This window comes from Streptomyces sp. cg40 (assembly GCF_050320165.1).
GTDB classification, from domain to species: Bacteria; Actinomycetota; Actinomycetes; order Streptomycetales; family Streptomycetaceae; genus Streptomyces; species Streptomyces hokutonensis.
Genome location: NZ_CP190128.1, coordinates 1,500,830 through 1,518,553, shown reverse-complemented (window position 1 = coordinate 1,518,553; position 17,724 = coordinate 1,500,830). Strand labels below are relative to the sequence as shown.

The window sequence follows — 17,724 nt, the reverse complement described above, 5'->3', positions numbered from 1 at the left end:
AGCTGTCGTCGGCCACCGGGTCCTGCTCAGGCACAGCACGCGCAGCCCGGCCGACAGCCGCACGGGTCCGCCGCGGCCTCAACGGGCGGTACGGCGGCGGTAATTGGAGCGCAGCACCCCTTGCCCTGCCAGGCGTCGCGGCCCTCCTTGAGCGCGACGGCCGCGATCACCAGGGCGGCGGCCGGGTCGGCCCAGGACCAGCCGAGGACGGCGTTGGCGAGCAGACCGGCCAGCAGCACCGCCGACAGGTAGGTGCACAACAGGGTCTGCTTGGAGTCGGCGACCGCCGAGGCCGAACCCAGTTCGCGCCCGGCCCGGCGCTGGGCGGCGGACAGGAACGGCATCACCGCGAGCGACACGGCGGCCAGGGCGATACCGACGTACGAACGGTCTGCCCCGCCGACTCCGGCAAAGGCACGCAGCGACTCCACCGCCACGTAGACCGCCAGGGCGAAGAACGAGAGGGCGATGATCCGCAGCGCCCTCGCCTCCCGGGCCTCGCGCACCGCGTGGTCGGACGCGGAGAACTGCCAGGCGACCGCCGCCGCGGAGGACACCTCCACCACGGAGTCGAGGCCGAAGCCGATGAGCGCACTGGACGAAGCGGCCGTCCCGGCAGCGAGGGCGACGACCGCCTCGACCACGTTGTAGGCGATGGTCGCGCCCACCAACAGCCGTATGCGGCGGGCCAGTTCGTCGCGGCGGACCGGGGAGGGGCCCGGCGGGGCCGAGGGCGTCCCGGCGCTCATCAGCAGCAGCCCTTCGCGTCGGCGTCCGGGCAGGTGCGGTCGCTCTCCACCGCCAGCACCGCTGTGCGCAGGTCCTGCAACGCGTGGCCGAGGCGGGGATCGGCGAGTTCGTAGCGGGTGCGGCGGCCGACCGGCACGGCGACGACGAGACCGCAGTCGCGCAGACACGCCAGGTGGTTGGAGAGCCGGGTCCGGGAGATGCCCAACTCCTCGGCCAGGTCGGAGGGGTGGGCCGGGGCCTCGCGCAGGGCGAGCAGCAGACGGCAGCGAATCGGGTCGGCGAGGGCACGGCCGAAACGGGCCAGCGCCTCGACCTCTGAGGCGAGAGTCAGCACACGGTGACGGTACAGGAAATCCTGAATTCAGAAAATCCTGTACTGGCGGGTGGGGTGTCGGCGGCTCAGTGGTCGTGGGGGCCGGGGCGGTGGACGGGGCCGTGGGCGTCGTCGCAGTGCGCGTCGCGGTCGTCGGCGGTGGCGCTGGTGATCTGGAGCAGGTCGGGGGCGTCCTCGCCCAGGTGGTCGACCTGGAGCGTGGCGTGGCCGATGCGGTACTCGTCCAGAAGCATCTTCTGCAGGCCGCGGCGCACGGCGTGGCAGTCGCCGCCCGGCTCCACCAGGACGTGGGCGGACAGGGCGCTCTGGCCGGAGGTGATCGTCCAGACGTGCAGGTCGTGCACCTCGACCACGGTGTCCTGCGCGGCCAGGCGGTCACCGAGGACGTCCGGGTCGATCCCGGCGGGCGCGGCCTCGAGGAAGATCCGCCCGGAGTCGCGGACCAGGCCGTAGCCGGCCTTGAGCATCAGGACGACCACGAGCAGGGAGGCGATCGCGTCCGCGCGGGCGAAGCCGGTGGTGAGGACGACGGCTCCGGCGACGGCGGTGGCGATGAAGCCGAAGAGGTCGGTGAGGATGTGCTGGTAGGTGCCCTCGACGTTCAGCGAGGTGCGGTTGGCCCTGGAGATGCACCAGGTGGCCACCAGGTTGACCGCCACTCCGATCAGGGCGGTGACGAGGACCAGGCCGCCGGTGACCTCCGGCGGGGAGACGAGCCGCCGTACCGCCTCGTAGGCCAGCCAGATCGAGAGCAGGAGCAGGGTCAGGCCGTTGGCCTGCGCGGAGAGGATCTCCACGCGCTTGAGACCGTAGGTGAAGTGCCCCTTCGCCGGGCGGGCCGCCAGTCGCATCGCGATCAGCGCCAGCACGATGGAGGCGACGTCGGTCAGCATGTGCGCGGCGTCCGAGATCAGCGCCAGCGAGTTGGCCGCGACCCCGACCACCACCTCGGCGAGCATGAACACGCTGATCAGGGTGAGAGCGATCGTCAGCCAGCGCCGGTCGGCGTCCGCGGACACCCCGTGGGAGTGGCCGGAGTGACCGCCGCCGCTGTCGTGGTCGTGGCCGCCGTGCTCGTGGTCGTGATGGTCGGACACGGGAGCTCCCAGGGTCGCGGTACTGCGTCGGCGGAGGGCAAGTCAACCGCGCCCCGGAGGGTTTCTCCAAAGCCTGCAATGAGCACCGTTACCACTGTCACCTGCGGCGATGCCGGAGCCAACTCGGCGGCAGCCGGCGTACCCCGCCGCCGCCCGGTCGCCGCACCGTCAGGAGTGGATCGACCGCGGGTTCCGACCGAAGCCGACCGTCTCCTCGCGCGGATCGCGGCGACCTGCCCGGGGTCACACCGCCGTGTTCCTCCTCAGCGCGTCCAGGCTCTTGCGGACCGGGGCGTAGGAGAGGCCGAAGGGACGACGCCGACCGCTTCGACGTCACCCGCGCCACCCGTGGTGAGCACCTCTCCTTCGGGCACGGCGTGCATTACTGCCTCGGAGCCCAACTGGCGCGGCTGGAAGCGTCCATCGCGCTCTCCGCGCTCTTCGCGCGCTTCCCCGGTCTGCGGCCCGCGGTGCCCCTGGACGAACTGCGTCCGCTGGAGTCCTTCATGTCCAACGGCCACCAGGAGGTCCCGGTCCTGCTGACCGCGCCGGACCAGCCGGTCGGCTGCGCGGCGAAGTGGGAGTAAGGGGGCGCCGACGATCCCGGGCGGCCGTCAGGGGCAGTCGTACGAGAAGTGGGCGGTGGCCGCCCGGTGACCGGGGGACAGGATGCGCAGTTCCGCCCGTGCAGCGCGGTGGCCCGGTCCCCGGTAGGTCCACCGGAGGTGCAGGCGCGCGTGCCGCTCCCCCTGGACCATCACCTCGTGCAGGACGCCGGACGCCGTGCCGTCGCTTCGGACCCATCGGTAGGAGAGGGTGCCGGGACGGCCGTTGGTGGTGACCAGACCGACGATGTCCACGGTGCCGTCGCACCCCAGAACCGTCGGCCCCGCCGTGACGGCAACCCGGGTGACCGCCACGGACTGCCCGAAGCGCTGCCAGGCCACGAGGACGAGGACGGCCACCACCAGCAGCGTCGGCAGAGCGTTCCTGCGCAGCCTCCGACCGGAGGGCGCGGGAGCCGACGACGTGGTGGGAGACGTCTGGACGGTGCGGTGCGCGACGGCGGCCGTCACACCGGGCCCGAAACGCAGCACGCTGCCCTCGACGCGGTCGGGCCGGGTCGGGGGAGAGGTCGCCGGGGCCGGTTCGACGAGCGTGTCGTCCGTCTCCGGTCGCTGGATCCAGTGGCTGCCCAGCACGGTGGCGCTGTACTCGCTGTCGGGGTCGGCGGTCCGGTCGTCGGGGACGTGGCCCTCGGCGGGCCCGAGATGGAGTGTGGTGCTGTGCGCGTCGGCGGGTGCGAGCGCCCGCGTCGGCTCTTCACCCCTCACCGCCGGCGTGGGCGTGTCGTCGCTCTGGGCGGTCATCGGATCTCACACTGCCTGGTCAGGATCTGCTGCGAGGCGCCGCCGGAGGCCGCTGCCGGAGTGGTCGTGGCCTGGACCGTCCAGTAGCAGCCGTCGTTCTGGAAGGTGTGGTCGACGCTGATCGTGTATTGCGTGGCTCCGCTGCGCTCGAAGGTCTGGGACGCACCGTCGGGGGTGCCGGCGCCTCCGCTCGCATCGCCCGTGAACCACGAGACGGTGACGGAGATCGGCCCGCTGCCGTCCGTGGTGACGGTGATGGTCGCGGTGGAGGTTGTGGGGCCCGTCTGGCTGAAGGCCGATACCGCGACGTTCTTGACGGCGGGAGCGACGGGCGGGGTGGAGGTGGCGGTCGTCGGTGTCGCCGGCGCGGACGTGGTCGCCTCGCCGGGCGTCGTCGACTGCGCGGGTGAGTCGGTGGCGGGGGCGGACGGCTGACCGGTCGGGGTGGCCGACGGGCCCGAGGGGGAGACACCGGGTGTCGGCGACAGGTCGCTCGACGGCGCGGGCGCCGTGGTCGGGGCGGTGGGCGGCGCCGCTCCGGTGCCGGCCCGGGCCGTGGTCGTGGCCAGGGCATCGGCGGTCCGCTCGGCGGCGCCCGCCGAAGTGTGCTGCATCCCGTAGGTGAGCAGGAGGCCCAGGAGTACGGCGGCGGCCGAGACGAGCATGCCGGCTCGGCCGGGTCGCCACGACCGGGCCCAGCCGTGGCGCGGAGCCTGCCTCAGGACCGTACGCGCGGTGTCCGTGGTGGATCGGGGGGAGCGGGCCGAGGGCAGCAGCAGCGCCAGCAGGGCCACCAGCGCGGCGAGCCGGGCGCGACCGCGTTCCTCCCAGTCGGCCCCGTACACGGCGCCGGCGACCGCCTCCAGTTCCGCCACGAACGCCTCGGCCTGTGCCGGCCGTTGGTCCGGTTCCTTGGCCAGACCGCGACGGACCAGCTCGCGCACCGCCGCGGGGACCTCCTCCACGGGGACGGGGGCGTCGACGTGTTGCAGGGCCAGTTGGGCGATGTTGTCGCCCGCGTACGGCTTGTGCCCCGTCAGGCACTCGAAGAAGGTGGCCGTTGCCGCGTACACGTCCGCGGCGCACGAGGCGGGGGCGCCGGTCCACTGCTCGGGGGCCATGTAGGACGGGGTTCCGGCCACACCCGCGCTGGTGCCGGCGTCCACCGCGATACCGAAGTCGACGAGCTTGGACGATCCGTCCGTCTCGACCAGGACGTTCTCCGGCTTGTAGTCGCGGTGGACGACACCGATGCGGTGCGCGTCGGCGAGACCGAGCAGCGATCCCTTGAGAAGGACGAGCGCGGCCTCGGGATGGAGTGGCCCCTGACGGGTCAGCAGCGTCCGCAACGAGACACCGTCCACCAGTTCCATGACGATGGCGGCGCCCTGCGGGCTCTCCACGTACTCGTACAGGCCGGTCACGTACAGGCTCCGCAGTCCGCCGAGCAGGCGCGCCTCCGCCCGGAAATCGTGCACGAAACCAGGCCGCGTGCGCAGGGACTCGCTGAGGTACTTCACCGCGACCCGTACGCCGGTGTCCGCGTGCACGGCCAGCACGACGCGACCGCTCGCACCCGACCCGAGCTCCAGAGACTCGGTGTATCCGGGCACCACCCATGTGCTCACGTCATCCCCCCAGACGGCGTGCCGCCCTGCCTGACCAACTCCCGAAGCGGCTGGACCATGCGTTGAGAGACACCTTTTCAGCCACGGCGGTTGCGGAACAGGACAATGCCGGTTCCGATCGTCGGCGTGAGCGGTCCGGTCCGCTGGGGGAACTCGTCCGCGGCGCCTGCGGGCTGGGCACGTATCAGGGGCCGCTCGGGTCCGGGGTGTGGCGCCGCGGCGTCTTCGAGCAGACGGTACGGAACCTGGAGGCGCGCCGTGCGCTGCGCCCACCGTGCTCGCCGCGCCCACCCTCGGGTCGGTCCTCGTCCATCCGGTCGCCGCACGGCCGTCGGAGACGGTGGCCCCCGACGGCGGTGGACCGGAGCGACTGCTGGGCGCGGACCTCGGACGACGGACGGAGACCGGTCGGCCTGTGGTCCCTGAACCCTGCCCGGTGCGCCGGGCTGCGGAGGCCGTCCGGTTCAGCAGTTGCGGATCGAGTACACCGGCGACCAGTTGACGGCGTAGACCGCGTTGTCGGCCGGGACGGTCTGCAGCAGGCCGCCTCCGGAGCCGTAGAGACCGGCGACGGCACCTCCGGTCTGGCTGTTCTGGGCCTCGGCCCAGTCGATCCAGTTCGAGAGGGTGTAGCGGTTGCAGGTGTAGAAGAAGAAGATCTTGAACTTGCCGGCCGTCGGGTCCCAGACCGAGGCGCAGAAGTAGCCGCTCTGGCAGTAGACGCCCCCGCCGGCACCGGCGTAGGCCGTGCGGACGGCCGGAGAAGTGGAGGGCGCCGCGGCCAGGAGCGGCGCGAGGCGGGCCGTCTTCGGTGCCGCGGGCACGGTCATGACGCGACCGGAGGAGGTTCCGTGCGAGGCCGGGGCGGCCTGCGCGGTTCCGGTGGCGAGGAGGGCCGCCCCCATCGCGAGGGCGGCGCACAGTCCGACAAGTGATCGCTTGGTAGGCACGGTTCGGCAGTCTCCCGTCCGGCATGGCGGTGTTCGCGCATGCTCGTGTCGTGGTTGTCCCCGGTCCGATGACCGTCCCCGGGTCGCGCACGGCCATCGTGTGTGGTCGGACCACGGTGGCAGCGGCCTTTCGAGGAGGTTCGAAAGGCTTCTGCCGGGCCCGTGCGGTCGGCGATCGTCGCCGTCAGGGCACGTTCCGTGCCGCTGTCCCAGATGTCCCGCTGCCGTCTCGACGGAGGTCTCATCCATGCGCGCGAAGCGCTCGCTGCTCGGCATCATCGGCGTGGTGGTCGGCATGCTCATGGCCGTTCTCGCCACCGGTCCGGCACAGGCGGCAACCGCCTCCGGCCCTCGTACCAGTGACCACGCACAGATCGCGGCCGCCGTCTCCCCGACGATCTCTCCGTCCACCACCGTCAGCTACCGCACGGACGACCAGACGTTCACCTGTGGACCGGGGAACCTCTGCCTCGAGGTGTGGGATCCGACCGTGTCCAAGTGGAAGATCTTCTACCTCTACAACTGCAACCGTTACTACCTGTCCAACTGGTACGGCAACGGCTACTACCTCAACAAGCAGACCGGCTCGGTCACTTCCTACCTCTACGACGCCAACGGGAACGTGCTGCGCGCCTTCTCCCCGCCGCAGGTGGGTGACCAGGACTGGAACCCCGTCTGGTCCGTCCGCAACTGCTGACACACGAGTCGCGGCCGGCCCCTCCAACGGTGGCCGGCCCCGACGCGTTCCTCTTCGGCCCCGTCCGAACCAGGGAGTCGTTCATGCCCCCCTTCTCGTCACACGGACCGCGAGGCGGATTCGCCCTCGTGGCGGCCTGGTTGGTCCTGATGGCCGCCCTGTTCGCCACGGCCGCACCCGCCCGCGCCCAGACAACCTCACCCACCGCACCGCGCACGACCTCGGTGACCGTACCGCCGGGCGTCACCGCCGGAATCGCCGTGTACGACCGCCAGACCGGGACGTTCACCGAGCAGTCCAACGCCCACACGCAGTTCCGCTCCGCCTCGGTGGTGAAGCTCCTGATCGCTCTGGACCACCTGTGGGACCGCGGCCCCGGCTACGGCCTGCCGTCGGACGACCGGGCCCGCCTCGACAGCATGCTGCGCTCCAGTGACGACTCCGCGGCGGACTTCTACTGGACCCAGGACGGCGGCTCGGCGATCATCGACCGGATGATTCCCCGCCTGGGGCTGACGGACACCGCGGGCCCGCCGGCGGACTACCCCGGCTACTGGGGCTACACGGCCCTGTCGGCGGCCGACACCGTGCGGATCTACCGCTGGATCCTGGACAGCGCACCCGCCGCCCTGCGGGACATCGTCATGGGTGACCTCCGCGCCTCCACCCGGTGCGGCGTAGACGGTTTCGACCAGCGGTTCGGCATCCCGGCGTCGTTCCAGCAGCCGTGGGCGGTCAAGCAGGGCTGGTCCGGCTTCGGCGAGAGCAGCGACTGCGCCGACTCGACGGCCTCGACCGCCGGCCGAGGTGTCACGACCGCATCCGGCGCGACGGTCGACCTCGCCCGGCCCGCACTGCACACCACGGGAACCGTGGGCGCGGGCGACCGTTCGATCGTCGCCGTCTTCACCCTGCACCCGCAGGGCACCACGTTCGGCGCCGCGTACAGCGCCCTCGACACGCTGGTACGTTCGCTCAACGTCCCCGGCGCCGTCCCGCGTTCCGGCTCGTGGTACGGCACATGGGGCTCCCACGTTCAGGTGCGCGCCGACACGACCACCACCTCGCAGTCGCTCACCCGGCTGCCCGCCGGGGTCGACGCGCTGATCGCCTGCCAGAAGCAGGGCGAGGAGGTCACCGTCGGGCAGTACACGAACGACTGGTGGGCCTATCTCCCCCTGTACGGCGGCTACATCACCAACATCTACATCGACTACCCGGACAACAGACTGCCCGACGTTCCCCTCTGCTGAGGTTCTGGCCGGCACGTCGTGGGCGATCCAGCAGGAACCGCCCACGACGGCCCAGGTCCGGTCCGCGGACCCGCTGCCACCGGCATCGCGGTGACGGGTCGAAGGAGCTACGTCGGCGCCGTCGTCAGCACACGGGCAGCGGGTTCGTCTCGCTGGAGATGGACGTGTCCTTCATGTAGCCCCACTCGCCGTTGTCGGCCTCGGTGAACACCCACCGGTTCGGGTGCGGTCCGCCGACGTAGGGGCCGTCGTCGCGGCGGCAGCGGAACCAGCTCGGATTGGAGTACATGTACCCGACGACGACATCGGCGTGCGGGTATCCGTTGGTCTCCGAGGGCTCGTACACGGCGGCTCCCCGCACGTTGTTGCACCACCACTCGCCGCCGGAGTACCAGCAGCCGGAGGCCGCGGACGAGGACGGCGCCGCCGCCACCGTGAGGGCGGCGGAGAACGCGGCGGCCGCCAGGGCCGTCAGGGCACGCCTGCTGAACTTCATCTCTCTCCCCGTGTGTTGTCGGCGGTCGTCTACCAGCAGGCCGGCAGCGTGTTGGTCTCGCTGCTGACGGCGGTGTCCTTCATCCAGCCCCACTGGCCGTTGTCGGCCTCGGTCCACTCCCAGCGGTAGGGGTGTGGTCCGCCCACGTACTCGTCGGGCAGACCGCCGTCGTAGCGGCAGTCGAACCAGCTGGGGTTGGAGTACATGTACCCGACGACGCGGCTGGAGTCGGGGTAGAAGCGGGCGAGGTCCTTGTAGCCGTAGACCGGCGCGCCCGAGCGGTTGTTGCACCACCAGTGGCTGCCGCTGTACCAGCAGCCGGATGCCGCCGAGGCGCTGGGCGCGGTGGTGGTACCGAGCCCCAGTGCCAGTGCTGCGGCGCTGAACAGGACAGCAAGGGTCTTCCGTGTACGCATGTGCAGGGGCTCCAGGGTGTGTTGCGGCAGTGGACCATGGCAAAGCAGCCGCCGGAGTGGCGCGGCTGTCATCTGTCACTGGATGCAGTCGGGGAGCGGGTCCGTCTCGCTGGAGATCGCCGTGTCCTTCATGAAGCCGAGCCGGCCGTTGTCCGCGACCGTCATCTCCCAGCGGGTGGAGTGCGGCCCGCCCACCCATGCCTGGTCGTCCTCCTTGCACCAGAACCAGCTCGGGTTGGAGTACATGTAGCCGACGACGGTGTTCGGGTCCGGGTAGATGTGGTTGTTCCCGACCGTGCCGTACACCCGTGCGCCGGAGACGTTGTTGCACCACCACTTGGTGGAGCCGTCGTTCCAACACGGGCTGGCGGCAGCCGCGGAGGGCGCGGTCGCCACCGCGACTCCCACGGTGAGCGCCGTGGCCGCCAGCAGAGCGCCCACCCTCCTGGCCCTCGTGCCCCTGACCGGCCGATTCTCCTTGCGCATGTGCTCCCCCTCGGTTTCACGGGCTGAGTCCGTTCGTCCGAGTCTGGAGCGCTCGCCGCACTCCGGTCACACCTTTCGACCACGGTCGAAAGGCTCGCCCTGCATCGCCGCGTGGAGGTGGTCGCCTTGTCGCCTGCCGCCCCGCCCCTTCCTGTCGAGCCGACGATCTGGTGCCGACCATGCCGACCATGCCGACCATGCCGACCAGTTGAGGCAGAAAAGGGCGTCCTGGCTGGAGATTTCCCAGCCAGGACGCCCTTTTGCGTGTCTTGAGTCGCTACGGCCGACTTGGTCCGTTCCTGGTCCGGATCTTGATCGCCAGTAGTCGGGGACGATGTACTGGAACGCGCCACGACTCCCTCGGTGAGACGGCTGAAGCGCATCGGAGCGAGGCGACCGCAGGGTGTCGTCCAATTGCGCCATGGGGGCCGAGGGTCGACTCCGCTTCGACCTCTTTCCGATGACGCACCATGTGGAGTGCGTCGCGATCCTTGAACCGGTGGCAAAGGTGTCCTGACCTGCGGTTTTGTGCGTGCGCGTTATGTGCGGCATGGGCGTTACGGGCGATATCTTGACGCTGAAATGACGCTCATTTGACGCTCGTTCTGATGAGGTGTCAGCCGGGCTGCGCTGCTGGTCAGGCGTGTGTACGGTCTGCTCGACAAGAGTGACTACAACAAGGGCCGGAAGGCGCCCGGGCATGGCGGAGATCGCGCAACAGGGCTACAAACCCGCCAACGGCCATCTGATTCCCGCTGCGGCGAGTGGTTCCGGGATCGATCTGCGGAACCTGGTGGCGGAGGACGACCACCTGGAAACCGCGTTCGGCCAGGGGCCGGGCCGACAGCGCCACCAGGGGACCCCGACGCCCGTACGGCGTGCGGATCAGGGCCGTCGGCAGACCGTCGCCGCCCTCGCGCGGCGTCCAGCGGTCGGCCAGCAGCACCGTCCCGTCCGGCAACGGCACCGGCAGGTCCCGATGGACCGTCACATCCCGGCTGGGCGGAGGCCCGAGCCGCAGCAGTCGCTGGACCAGGCGACTGCCCAGGCCGGCACGTTCGAGGAGACCTGTCATGGTGTTCGGTCCCCGCCGCGTAGGTCGGACGGGTGCTGGGCGAGTGGTGTCACGTCGACCTTCATGTAGGGGAAGAGGGGGAGGTTCCACAGGATGCCGTGCAGCGCCTCGTTGTCGGCGACGTCGAAGACGCTGATGTTGGCGTACTGCCCGACGCACCGCCAGATGTGCACCCACTCGCCCGACTTCTGCAGTTCCTGGCAGTACGCCTTCTCACGTGCCACCAGGTCCGCGCGGACCTCGGGGTCGAGGTCGCGCGGAATCCCGACGTCCATCCGTACCGAGAACAGCACCGCGCGTCACTCCTTGTCGAGGACGAAGTCGTAGGTGACCTCGTTGCCCTTGCCGTCGGCGACAGGGGTGGGGGCCAGGATCAGTTCGGGCTTCACGGCCTGGGCGATGTCGTCCTCGACGTGGCTGCCGCCCTGGAAGTACAGCTGGGTGGTGATGAGTTGGTGGCCCGGCGCCGACACCTTCAGGTGCAGGTGCGCGGGGCGCCAGGCGTGCCAGCCCGCGGCGGCGATGAGCCGGCCGCAGGAGCCGTCGGTCGGGATCTGGTACGGCGCCGGCTCGATGGTGTTGATCCAGAAGTGGCCGGTCTCGTCGGCGGCGACCGCGCCGCGCAGGTTCCATTCGGGCAGTCCGGGCGCGAACTGGGAGTAGTAGCCGTCGTTGTCCGCGTGCCAGATCTCCACCACGGCACCGGACAGCGGTGTGCCGTCCACACTCGTCACCTGTCCCTGGAACAGCAGCGGGGTGCCCTCCTCGCCGTCCCGCATCGGCAGGGTCGCCTCGGCGGCCAGGCGCGGGGCGTCGGGGACGTAGTACGGGCCCTCGATGGTGCCCTTGCTGCCCGCGCGGTTCTCGTTCGCGACCTCCTCCACGACGTGCTCGACCCACACGTCCAGGAACAGCGGCCACTCGCCGTCCTGGCCGACCTGGATCAGCCATGCCTTGAGCGCGTCGTACTCGGCGTAGGTCACCTTGTGGCGGCGGACGACGTCGTGGACGGCGCTGATGATGTCGGTGGCGAGGGTGTCCACGCGCTTGGTGTCGGCATCGGTGCTGCCGGACTGTTGCCTGCTGCGGAACCGCTCGGTGGCGGCGGCGCCGGAGGCCGCGGCGGTGGCCTGTTCCGCGATGATGTCGGTCATGGTCTTCCCGTCCCTAGAAAGATTCTTGATGGTGCGTCAGGTGGATGCGCGTCAGCGGTCCTGGCGGTAGCGCGCCAGTTTGGCGGGGTCGATGTCGATCCCGAGTCCGGCGCCTTCGCGGATGTGCAGGGTGCCGTTCTCGATGGTCAGCGGCTCGGTGAGAAGGTCGTCGGTCATGCCGAGGTAGTTGGACAGTTCGCCGGCGTGCTGGGCCGAGGCGCGGTGCGCGGCTCCGAAGGCGACCGAGCACAACGTGCCGATCTGGCTGTCGATCTGATTGCCCATCACCACTTCCACGCCCAGTCCCTCGCACTGGTGGAGCACGCGCTGGGAGGCGGTGAAGCCGGTGCGGGCGGTCTTGATGCTGATGGCGGTGGCGGAGCCGCCGAGGAGTTCACGGGTCACCTCGGCGGCGCGGGTGGCGCTCTCGTCGGCGATGAAGGGGACCGGGCTCCGGGCGACCAGCCAGCGCCGGCCCAACACGTCGTCGGCGGGGCAGAGTTCCTCGGCGAAGGTCAGACCGAGGTCGGCCATCTCGTGCAGGGCCCTGGCGGAGTCGGACGCCGACCAGCCGCGGTTCCCGTCGATGTACAGCTCGACGTCCGCGCCCAGCGCCTCGCGCAGCGCACGGCAGGCCACGACGTCCTCGCGGTACGGCTGGCGCCCGACCTTCACCTTGAAGGTGGTGATGCCGTGGGTGTCGCGGATCCGTTCGGCCTCGGCGACCATCTCCCCGGCGGGAGCGAAGCCGACCATGTGACTGACCCGCATACGGTCGGTGTAGCCGCCGAGCAGCCCGGAGACCGGCATCCCGGCGGCCTGCCCGAGGATGTCCCACAGCGCCATGTCGAGGGCCGCCTTCGCGGTCGGGTTGCCGACCGTCCGGTCCAGACACGCGTGCACAGTTTCCCGCTCCAGGGCCGTCAGCCCGAGGATCTGCGGCGCGAAGATCCTGCCGATCACCGCGATGATCGACTCCTGGGTCTCGCCGTAGGTGTACGGGCGCGGGGGTGCCTCGGCGGTCCCGGTCAGGCCCTCGTCCGTGTGCACGCGCACCAGTACGTGGTCGGCGGTGCGCACTTCGCCGCTCGCGAATGTCAGCGGCTTGGCATAAGGGATGGCGAAGGGAATCGCCTCGACCGCGACGATCTTCATGCCACTCCTCCCGGGGGTTCCAGAAACACGTCGTTGCGCTCCAGCACCGTCAGCAGGTTGCGGAGCAGCGGCGAGTCGTCGTTCGTGCGCCAGGCCAGCACCAGCGGGACGGACAGCGCGTCCTTGAGGTCCTTGCACAGCACGCCCTCGCGGGGCGCTGAGCGGATGGAGTCCGGCAGGACGGCGATGCCGAGCCCGGCGGCGACCAGGGCCAGGGCGGCCGAGGTCTCGGTGACCTCGTAGGCGCGGTGCGGATAGAAACCGGAGGAGAGGCAGCTGCGGGTCACCGCGTCGTCGACGACCGAGCCGAGCGCTGCGCCGTACACGATGAAGTCCTCGTGCCGCAGCTGCTCGATCCGTACGGTGTCGGCCCCGGCCAGCCAGTGCTCCTCGGGCACGGCGACGACGAGGGGTTCGTCGGCGAGGCCGCGGTGGGTGATGCCTTCCCGGCGGATCGGCGGGCGCAGCACACCGACGTCGAGGCGTCCCTCGATCAGTCCGAACTCCTGGGCGGGCGTGAGCATCTCGGTGTGCACCTCCATCATCACGTGGGGCATCTCGTGCTTGAGAAGCCGTGCCAGCGCGGGCAGTTGGCGGTACGCGGCGGCGCCCGTCAGACCGACCCGCAGAACGCCCTCCACCCCCGAGGAGAAGCGCCCGACGCGTGCCACCGCCTCGTCGACGGCCTTGAGGATGTGCTCCACATCGGTGCGGAACACCTCGCCGGCGCCGGTGAGGGCGACCTGCCGGGTGGTGCGGGTGAACAACTCCACGCCCAGTTCGCGCTCCAGGCGACGGATCGCCTGGGAGAGCGGGGGCTGGGCCATGTGCAGACGTTCGGCGGCCCTGCCGAAATGACGCGTCTCGGCCACGGCCATGAAATAGCGGAGATTCCTGAGTTCCATCGGGCTGCCCCTGTCCGTCCGGGGCCCTCGAATTGCGCTCAGCGTAGGGAGCGAACCTCATACCCCACAAATATCTGATCGCAGGCTATTGATATGCCCACGGTCTCAATAGCCCCCTTGGTCAACCCTGGGGCAATGTCTGGGGCCGACTCTTCACGGCGCTGTCATGGTGCTGAAAAGCAATGGCAACGAGGCCGCCGGCTCGCGGCCCGTTCGAGGAGAGGGGGACGGGACCATGGCCGAGGACTTCAGCCGCGCACGGACGATCCTCGAAGACGCGCTCGTGGAGGACCCGGACAGCGGTGTGTACCGGGTGCGGCGCAGTGTCTTCACGGACGAGGAACTCTTCGAGCTGGAGATGCGGTACATCTTCGAGGGGAACTGGGTCTACCTCGCGCACGAGAGCCAGATCCCCGAGGTCGGTGACTACTTCACGACCTACATGGGCCGCCAGCCCGTCGTCATCTCCCGTGACAAACAAGGCGAGTTGCACTGCCTGATCAACGCGTGCAGCCACCGCGGGGCGATGCTGTGCCGGCGCAAGACGGACAACCGCACCACCTTCACCTGCCCGTTCCACGGCTGGACCTTCAACAACAGCGGCAGGCTGCTGAAGGTGAAGGACCCACGCGACGCCGGCTATCCGGAGCAGTTCAACACCGACGGCTCGCACGACCTGAAGAAGGTCGCCCGCTTCGAGAGCTACCGGGGCTTCCTCTTCGGCAGCCTCAACCCCGACGTCAAGCCGCTCACCGAACACCTCGGTGACGCGGCCGTCGTGATCGACATGGTCGTCGACCAGTCCCCGGAGGGCCTGGAGGTGCTGCGCGGCTCCTCGACGTACCACTACGACGGAAACTGGAAACTCCAGGCGGAGAACGGCGCCGACGGCTACCACGTCTCGGCCACCCACTGGAACTACGCGGCCACCCAGGCCCGCCGCACCTCAGGCGAGTCCAAGAACGACACCAAGACCATGGACGCCGGCGGCTGGTCCAAGCAGCAGGGCGGGTTCTACTCCTTCGACCACGGCCATCTGCTGCTGTGGACCAAGTGGCTCGACCCCGCCAATCGGCCGCTGTTCGACAAACGGGACGAACTAGCCCGGCAGTTCGGTGCGGAGAAGGCCGACTGGATGATCGGGGTCTCCCGCAATCTGTGCCTCTACCCGAACGTCTATCTGATGGACCAGTTCAGCTCCCAGATACGGCACTTCCGGCCCATCTCCGTCGACCGGACCGAGGTGACGATCTACTGCATCGCCCCCAAGGGCGAGCCCGCCGAGGACCGCGCCCGCCGTATCCGGCAGTACGAGGACTTCTTCAACGCCACAGGCATGGCCACCCCGGACGACCTCGAGGAGTTCCGCTCCTGCCAGAAGACGTACCAGGCCGGGTCCATGCCCTGGAACGACCTCAGCCGCGGCGCCGTGCACCAGATCACCGGCCCGGACGAGGACGCCAAGAAGATCGGCATCAATCCGGTCGCGAGCGGGGTGCGCACCGAGGACGAGGGGCTGTATCCCATCCAGCACGGCTACTGGCTCCAGTCGCTGCGCAATGCCCTGGAGGTGACCAAGTGACCACGGCGATCGACGAGTTGACGCTCGAAGGAATCCGGCAGTTCCTCTATCGGGAGGCCCGTTTCCTGGACGACCGGGAATTCGAGAAATGGCTGGAGTGCTACCACCCGGACGCCGAGTTCTGGATGCCGGCCTGGGCCGACGACGACCAACTCACCCGTGATCCGCAGCGCGAGATCTCGCTCGTCTACTACCCGAGCCGAGCGGGCCTGGAGGACCGGGTCTTCCGGATCCGCACCGACCGCTCCTCCGCCACCAGCCTTCCCGAGCCGCGCACCGGCCACAACATCACCAACGTCGAACTCACCGGCAGGGACGGCGACTTGGCGGAGGTGCGCTTCAACTGGTTCACGCTCTACTACCGCTACCAGACGGTCGACACCTACTTCGGCACCTCCTTCTACCAGTTGGACGTCTCGGGGCCGGAGCCGTTGATCACGCGCAAGAAGGTCGTCCTGAAGAACGACTACGTGCATCACGTCGTCGACATCTACCACGTCTGAAATGAGCAGCAGCATGTCCTTCCAGGTCGCCCTGAACTTCGAGGACGGCATCACCCGCTTCGTCGAGTGCCGACCGGGCGAGACGGTTGCCGAGGCCTCCTACAAAGCCCGCATCAACATCCCCCTCGACTGCCGTGACGGCGCCTGCGGCACCTGCAAGTCCCGGTGCGAGTCGGGCAGTTACGACGGCGGCGACTACATCGACGAGGCCCTGACCGACGACGAGGCCGCGCAGGGCTACTGCCTGCCCTGCCAGATGACCCCGCACACCGACCTCGTGCTGCGCATCCCCTCCACGTCGGCCGCGGCCAAGACCGCCGCCGCCACCCACGGCGCCACGCTGGCCGAGCTCCGGCGGCACTCGCCGTCCACCGTCGAGTTCGCGCTCGACGTGGACGACCGCGACGCGCTGGACTTCCTGCCCGGCCAGTACGTCAACATCGCCGTCCCCGGCACCGACCAGAGCCGCTCGTACTCCTTCAGCTCCGGTACCGCCCAGCGGCGGATCTCCTTCCTGGTGCGGATCGTCCCGGGCGGCGCCATGTCGGAGTACCTCACCGGACGGGCCGAGGTAAGCGACCGGCTGGAGTTCACCGGCCCGATCGGCAGCTTCTACCTGCGCGAACTCACCCGGCCCGCCCTGCTGCTGGCCGGCGGAACCGGACTGGCCCCGCTGCTGTCGATGCTGGACCGCATGGCCCGGAGCCAGGTGACCTACCCGCTCCGCCTGATCTACGGAGTCACCACCGACCAGGACCTCGTCCACCTCGACACCCTGGCCCACTACGCCCGGGAGATCCCCGGCCTCACCGTCGAGCACTGCGTCGCCGACCCGACGTCCACCGCGCCCCACAAGGGGTACGTGACGAACCTGATGGACGTCGGCACCCTCCACGGCGGGGACACCGACGTGTACCTCTGCGGACCGCCCGCCATGGTCGAGGCCGTACGCGGCCACATCGCCGCCCTCGGGGTCACCCCGGTGAACTTCCACTACGAGAAGTTCACCCCGGCCGCGGTGCCCGCGATCGCGGGAGCGGCGTGATGGGCGTGCACGCCGAGCGGTTCGCCGGCAAGAAGGCCGTGGTCACCGGCGCGGCACAGGGAATTGGCCTCGCGGTCGCCCGCCGCCTCGTGCGCGAGTCCGCGGACGTCGTCCTGGTGGACCGCTCCGAGACGGTCAAGGAGGCCGCCGGCGACCTGGGGGCGCACGCCGTCATCGCCGACCTGGAGACCTACGAGGGCGCCCGGGCCGCCGTCACGGAGGCCCGGGAACACCTCGGCCGCGTCGACTGCCTCGTCAACAACGTGGGCGGCACCATCTGGGCGATGCCCTACGAGCACTACACGCCCGAGCAGATCCTGGCGGAGATCCAGCGCTCCCTGTTCCCGAGCCTCTGGACCTGCCGGGCCGTCCTGCCCACGCTCATCGAGCAGCGCTCGGGCACCATCGTCAACGTCTCCTCGGTCGCGACGCGCGGCATCAACCGCATCCCCTACGCGGCGGCGAAGGGCGGCATCAACGCCCTCACCGCCTCACTCGCCCTGGAGGCCGCCCCGTACGGCATCCGGGTCGTCGCCACCGCTCCCGGCGGGACCGACGCCCCCGCACGCCGGGTGGCCCGGGGACCCGCGCCCGCGACGGACCAGGAGAAGGCCTGGTACCGGCAGATCGTCGACCAGACCGTCGACTCCTCCCTCATGAAGCGGTACGGCTCGGTCGACGAACAGGCCGCGGCGATCGTCTTCCTGGCCTCGGACGAGGCGTCCTACATCACCGGCACGGTCCTGCCCGTGGCCGGCGGTGACCTCGGCTGACCCGGCTGCCCGCGCACCGGCACACTCCTCCCCAGCGGACGCATGCGTCACGACC

General features: G+C 70.1%; 21 protein-coding genes. 7 read left to right on the top strand and 14 right to left on the bottom strand.

Translation table 11 applies throughout. The annotated features are described in order from the left end of the window. Nucleotides 1-26: 26 nt before the first annotated feature. The 3 genes from ACQHII_RS06745 to ACQHII_RS06735 form a co-directional block, all read right to left on the bottom strand. Nucleotides 27-749 (bottom strand): cation transporter, encoded by a 723-nt coding sequence (locus tag ACQHII_RS06745; RefSeq protein ID WP_427918371.1) that lies wholly within the window; start codon nucleotides 747-749, stop codon nucleotides 27-29. Then, nucleotides 749-1,084, bottom strand: a complete 336-nt coding sequence (locus tag ACQHII_RS06740) for an ArsR/SmtB family transcription factor (protein ID WP_427918370.1) — start codon at nucleotides 1,082-1,084, stop codon at nucleotides 749-751. Before ACQHII_RS06740 ends, ACQHII_RS06745 begins: the two co-directional genes overlap by 1 nt. 65 nt (nucleotides 1,085-1,149) lie before the next feature. Further along, a complete protein-coding gene (locus ACQHII_RS06735) occupies nucleotides 1,150-2,181 on the bottom strand; it encodes a cation diffusion facilitator family transporter (protein ID WP_427918369.1) in 1,032 nt (343 codons plus the stop codon). Between the two features lie 101 nt (nucleotides 2,182-2,282). Between ACQHII_RS06735 and ACQHII_RS06730 the strand changes: the two genes are divergently transcribed. Continuing rightward, nucleotides 2,283-2,768 carry a cytochrome P450 gene (locus tag ACQHII_RS06730; RefSeq protein ID WP_427925242.1) on the top strand — a complete coding sequence of 162 codons (486 nt, stop codon included), beginning with the start codon at nucleotides 2,283-2,285 and terminating at the stop codon, nucleotides 2,766-2,768. A 27-nt stretch (nucleotides 2,769-2,795) separates the two neighbouring features. On the opposite strand, the gene ACQHII_RS06725 is transcribed toward ACQHII_RS06730, so the two are convergent. The 3 genes from ACQHII_RS06725 to ACQHII_RS06715 all read right to left on the bottom strand — a co-directional run bounded on the left by ACQHII_RS06725 (nucleotide 2,796) and on the right by ACQHII_RS06715 (nucleotide 6,129). Next, nucleotides 2,796-3,551, bottom strand: a complete 756-nt coding sequence (locus tag ACQHII_RS06725; RefSeq protein ID WP_427918368.1) for a hypothetical protein — start codon at nucleotides 3,549-3,551, stop codon at nucleotides 2,796-2,798. Then, complete coding sequence (locus ACQHII_RS06720; protein WP_427918367.1) at nucleotides 3,548-5,179, bottom strand: serine/threonine-protein kinase; 1,632 nt, start codon at nucleotides 5,177-5,179, stop codon at nucleotides 3,548-3,550. Before ACQHII_RS06720 ends, ACQHII_RS06725 begins: the two co-directional genes overlap by 4 nt. 464 nt (nucleotides 5,180-5,643) lie before the next feature. Beyond that, nucleotides 5,644-6,129, bottom strand: a complete 486-nt coding sequence (locus ACQHII_RS06715; protein ID WP_427918366.1) for a hypothetical protein — start codon at nucleotides 6,127-6,129, stop codon at nucleotides 5,644-5,646. Nucleotides 6,130-6,376: 247 nt separating this feature from the next. On the opposite strand from ACQHII_RS06715, the gene ACQHII_RS06710 reads away from it, so the two are divergent. Together ACQHII_RS06710 and ACQHII_RS06705 are read left to right on the top strand one after the other, a co-directional pair. After that, complete coding sequence (locus ACQHII_RS06710) at nucleotides 6,377-6,826, top strand: hypothetical protein (RefSeq protein ID WP_427918365.1); 450 nt, start codon at nucleotides 6,377-6,379, stop codon at nucleotides 6,824-6,826. 83 nt (nucleotides 6,827-6,909) lie between these two features. After that, complete coding sequence (locus ACQHII_RS06705; protein WP_427918364.1) at nucleotides 6,910-8,079, top strand: hypothetical protein; 1,170 nt, start codon at nucleotides 6,910-6,912, stop codon at nucleotides 8,077-8,079. 124 nt (nucleotides 8,080-8,203) lie between these two features. On the opposite strand, the gene ACQHII_RS06700 is transcribed toward ACQHII_RS06705, so the two are convergent. From ACQHII_RS06700 to ACQHII_RS06665, 8 genes are all read right to left on the bottom strand, one after another. Beyond that, the gene (locus tag ACQHII_RS06700; protein ID WP_427918363.1) at nucleotides 8,204-8,575 is read right to left on the bottom strand and encodes a hypothetical protein; all 372 of its coding nucleotides are present in this window, start codon (nucleotides 8,573-8,575) and stop codon (nucleotides 8,204-8,206) included. A 29-nt stretch (nucleotides 8,576-8,604) separates the two neighbouring features. After that, nucleotides 8,605-8,991 (bottom strand): hypothetical protein, encoded by a 387-nt coding sequence (locus ACQHII_RS06695; protein WP_427918362.1) that lies wholly within the window; start codon nucleotides 8,989-8,991, stop codon nucleotides 8,605-8,607. 75 nt (nucleotides 8,992-9,066) lie between these two features. Continuing rightward, nucleotides 9,067-9,477, bottom strand: a complete 411-nt coding sequence (locus tag ACQHII_RS06690; protein ID WP_427918361.1) for a hypothetical protein — start codon at nucleotides 9,475-9,477, stop codon at nucleotides 9,067-9,069. A 637-nt stretch (nucleotides 9,478-10,114) separates the two neighbouring features. Further along, complete coding sequence (locus tag ACQHII_RS06685) at nucleotides 10,115-10,552, bottom strand: hypothetical protein (protein WP_427918360.1); 438 nt, start codon at nucleotides 10,550-10,552, stop codon at nucleotides 10,115-10,117. Beyond that, nucleotides 10,549-10,845: a muconolactone Delta-isomerase gene (catC, locus tag ACQHII_RS06680; protein WP_427918359.1), complete on the bottom strand. Its 297-nt coding sequence runs from the start codon at nucleotides 10,843-10,845 to the stop codon at nucleotides 10,549-10,551. Before catC ends, ACQHII_RS06685 begins: the two co-directional genes overlap by 4 nt. 6 nt (nucleotides 10,846-10,851) lie before the next feature. Continuing rightward, complete coding sequence (catA, locus tag ACQHII_RS06675; protein ID WP_427918358.1) at nucleotides 10,852-11,706, bottom strand: catechol 1,2-dioxygenase; 855 nt, start codon at nucleotides 11,704-11,706, stop codon at nucleotides 10,852-10,854. 51 nt (nucleotides 11,707-11,757) lie between these two features. Then, entirely contained in the window at nucleotides 11,758-12,861 is a 1,104-nt protein-coding gene (locus ACQHII_RS06670; RefSeq protein ID WP_427918357.1) for a mandelate racemase/muconate lactonizing enzyme family protein, read from the bottom strand. Continuing rightward, complete coding sequence (locus ACQHII_RS06665) at nucleotides 12,858-13,766, bottom strand: LysR substrate-binding domain-containing protein (protein WP_427918356.1); 909 nt, start codon at nucleotides 13,764-13,766, stop codon at nucleotides 12,858-12,860. Before ACQHII_RS06665 ends, ACQHII_RS06670 begins: the two co-directional genes overlap by 4 nt. A 235-nt stretch (nucleotides 13,767-14,001) precedes the next feature. Here ACQHII_RS06665 and benA point away from each other — a divergent pair, with 235 nt between their 5' ends. The 4 genes from benA to ACQHII_RS06645 are packed head-to-tail and all read left to right on the top strand — an operon-like array spanning nucleotide 14,002 to nucleotide 17,669. Continuing rightward, nucleotides 14,002-15,348 carry a benzoate 1,2-dioxygenase large subunit gene (gene benA, locus ACQHII_RS06660; protein ID WP_427918355.1) on the top strand — a complete coding sequence of 449 codons (1,347 nt, stop codon included), beginning with the start codon at nucleotides 14,002-14,004 and terminating at the stop codon, nucleotides 15,346-15,348. After that, a complete protein-coding gene (benB, locus tag ACQHII_RS06655) occupies nucleotides 15,345-15,851 on the top strand; it encodes a benzoate 1,2-dioxygenase small subunit (RefSeq protein WP_427918354.1) in 507 nt (168 codons plus the stop codon). The genes benA and benB overlap by 4 nt, the downstream gene beginning before the upstream one ends. A 1-nt stretch (nucleotide 15,852) precedes the next feature. Then, entirely contained in the window at nucleotides 15,853-16,896 is a 1,044-nt protein-coding gene (gene benC / locus ACQHII_RS06650) for a benzoate 1,2-dioxygenase electron transfer component BenC (protein WP_427918353.1), read from the top strand. Further along, on the top strand, nucleotides 16,896-17,669 hold the full coding sequence (locus ACQHII_RS06645) for a 1,6-dihydroxycyclohexa-2,4-diene-1-carboxylate dehydrogenase (RefSeq protein WP_427918352.1): 774 nt from the start codon (nucleotides 16,896-16,898) through the stop codon (nucleotides 17,667-17,669). Before benC ends, ACQHII_RS06645 begins: the two co-directional genes overlap by 1 nt. Nucleotides 17,670-17,724 lie beyond the last annotated feature (55 nt).

Excerpts from the sequence above, each read along its gene's own strand:
- ACQHII_RS06745 (WP_427918371.1), bottom strand. The coding sequence starts at position 749 with ATGAGCGCCGGGACGCCCTCGGCCCCGCCGGGCCCCTCCCCGGTCCGC.
- ACQHII_RS06725 (WP_427918368.1), bottom strand. The coding sequence starts at position 3,551 with ATGACCGCCCAGAGCGACGACACGCCCACGCCGGCGGTGAGGGGTGAA.
- ACQHII_RS06710 (WP_427918365.1), top strand. The coding sequence starts at position 6,377 with ATGCGCGCGAAGCGCTCGCTGCTCGGCATCATCGGCGTGGTGGTCGGC.
- ACQHII_RS06705 (WP_427918364.1), top strand. The coding sequence starts at position 6,910 with ATGCCCCCCTTCTCGTCACACGGACCGCGAGGCGGATTCGCCCTCGTG.
- ACQHII_RS06700 (WP_427918363.1), bottom strand. The coding sequence starts at position 8,575 with ATGAAGTTCAGCAGGCGTGCCCTGACGGCCCTGGCGGCCGCCGCGTTC.
- ACQHII_RS06695 (WP_427918362.1), bottom strand. The coding sequence starts at position 8,991 with ATGCGTACACGGAAGACCCTTGCTGTCCTGTTCAGCGCCGCAGCACTG.
- ACQHII_RS06690 (WP_427918361.1), bottom strand. The coding sequence starts at position 9,477 with ATGCGCAAGGAGAATCGGCCGGTCAGGGGCACGAGGGCCAGGAGGGTG.
- ACQHII_RS06685 (WP_427918360.1), bottom strand. The coding sequence starts at position 10,552 with ATGACAGGTCTCCTCGAACGTGCCGGCCTGGGCAGTCGCCTGGTCCAG.
- catA (WP_427918358.1), bottom strand. The coding sequence starts at position 11,706 with ATGACCGACATCATCGCGGAACAGGCCACCGCCGCGGCCTCCGGCGCC.
- ACQHII_RS06670 (WP_427918357.1), bottom strand. The coding sequence starts at position 12,861 with ATGAAGATCGTCGCGGTCGAGGCGATTCCCTTCGCCATCCCTTATGCC.
- ACQHII_RS06665 (WP_427918356.1), bottom strand. The coding sequence starts at position 13,766 with ATGGAACTCAGGAATCTCCGCTATTTCATGGCCGTGGCCGAGACGCGT.
- benA (WP_427918355.1), top strand. The coding sequence starts at position 14,002 with ATGGCCGAGGACTTCAGCCGCGCACGGACGATCCTCGAAGACGCGCTC.
- benC (WP_427918353.1), top strand. The coding sequence starts at position 15,853 with ATGAGCAGCAGCATGTCCTTCCAGGTCGCCCTGAACTTCGAGGACGGC.
- ACQHII_RS06645 (WP_427918352.1), top strand. The coding sequence starts at position 16,896 with ATGGGCGTGCACGCCGAGCGGTTCGCCGGCAAGAAGGCCGTGGTCACC.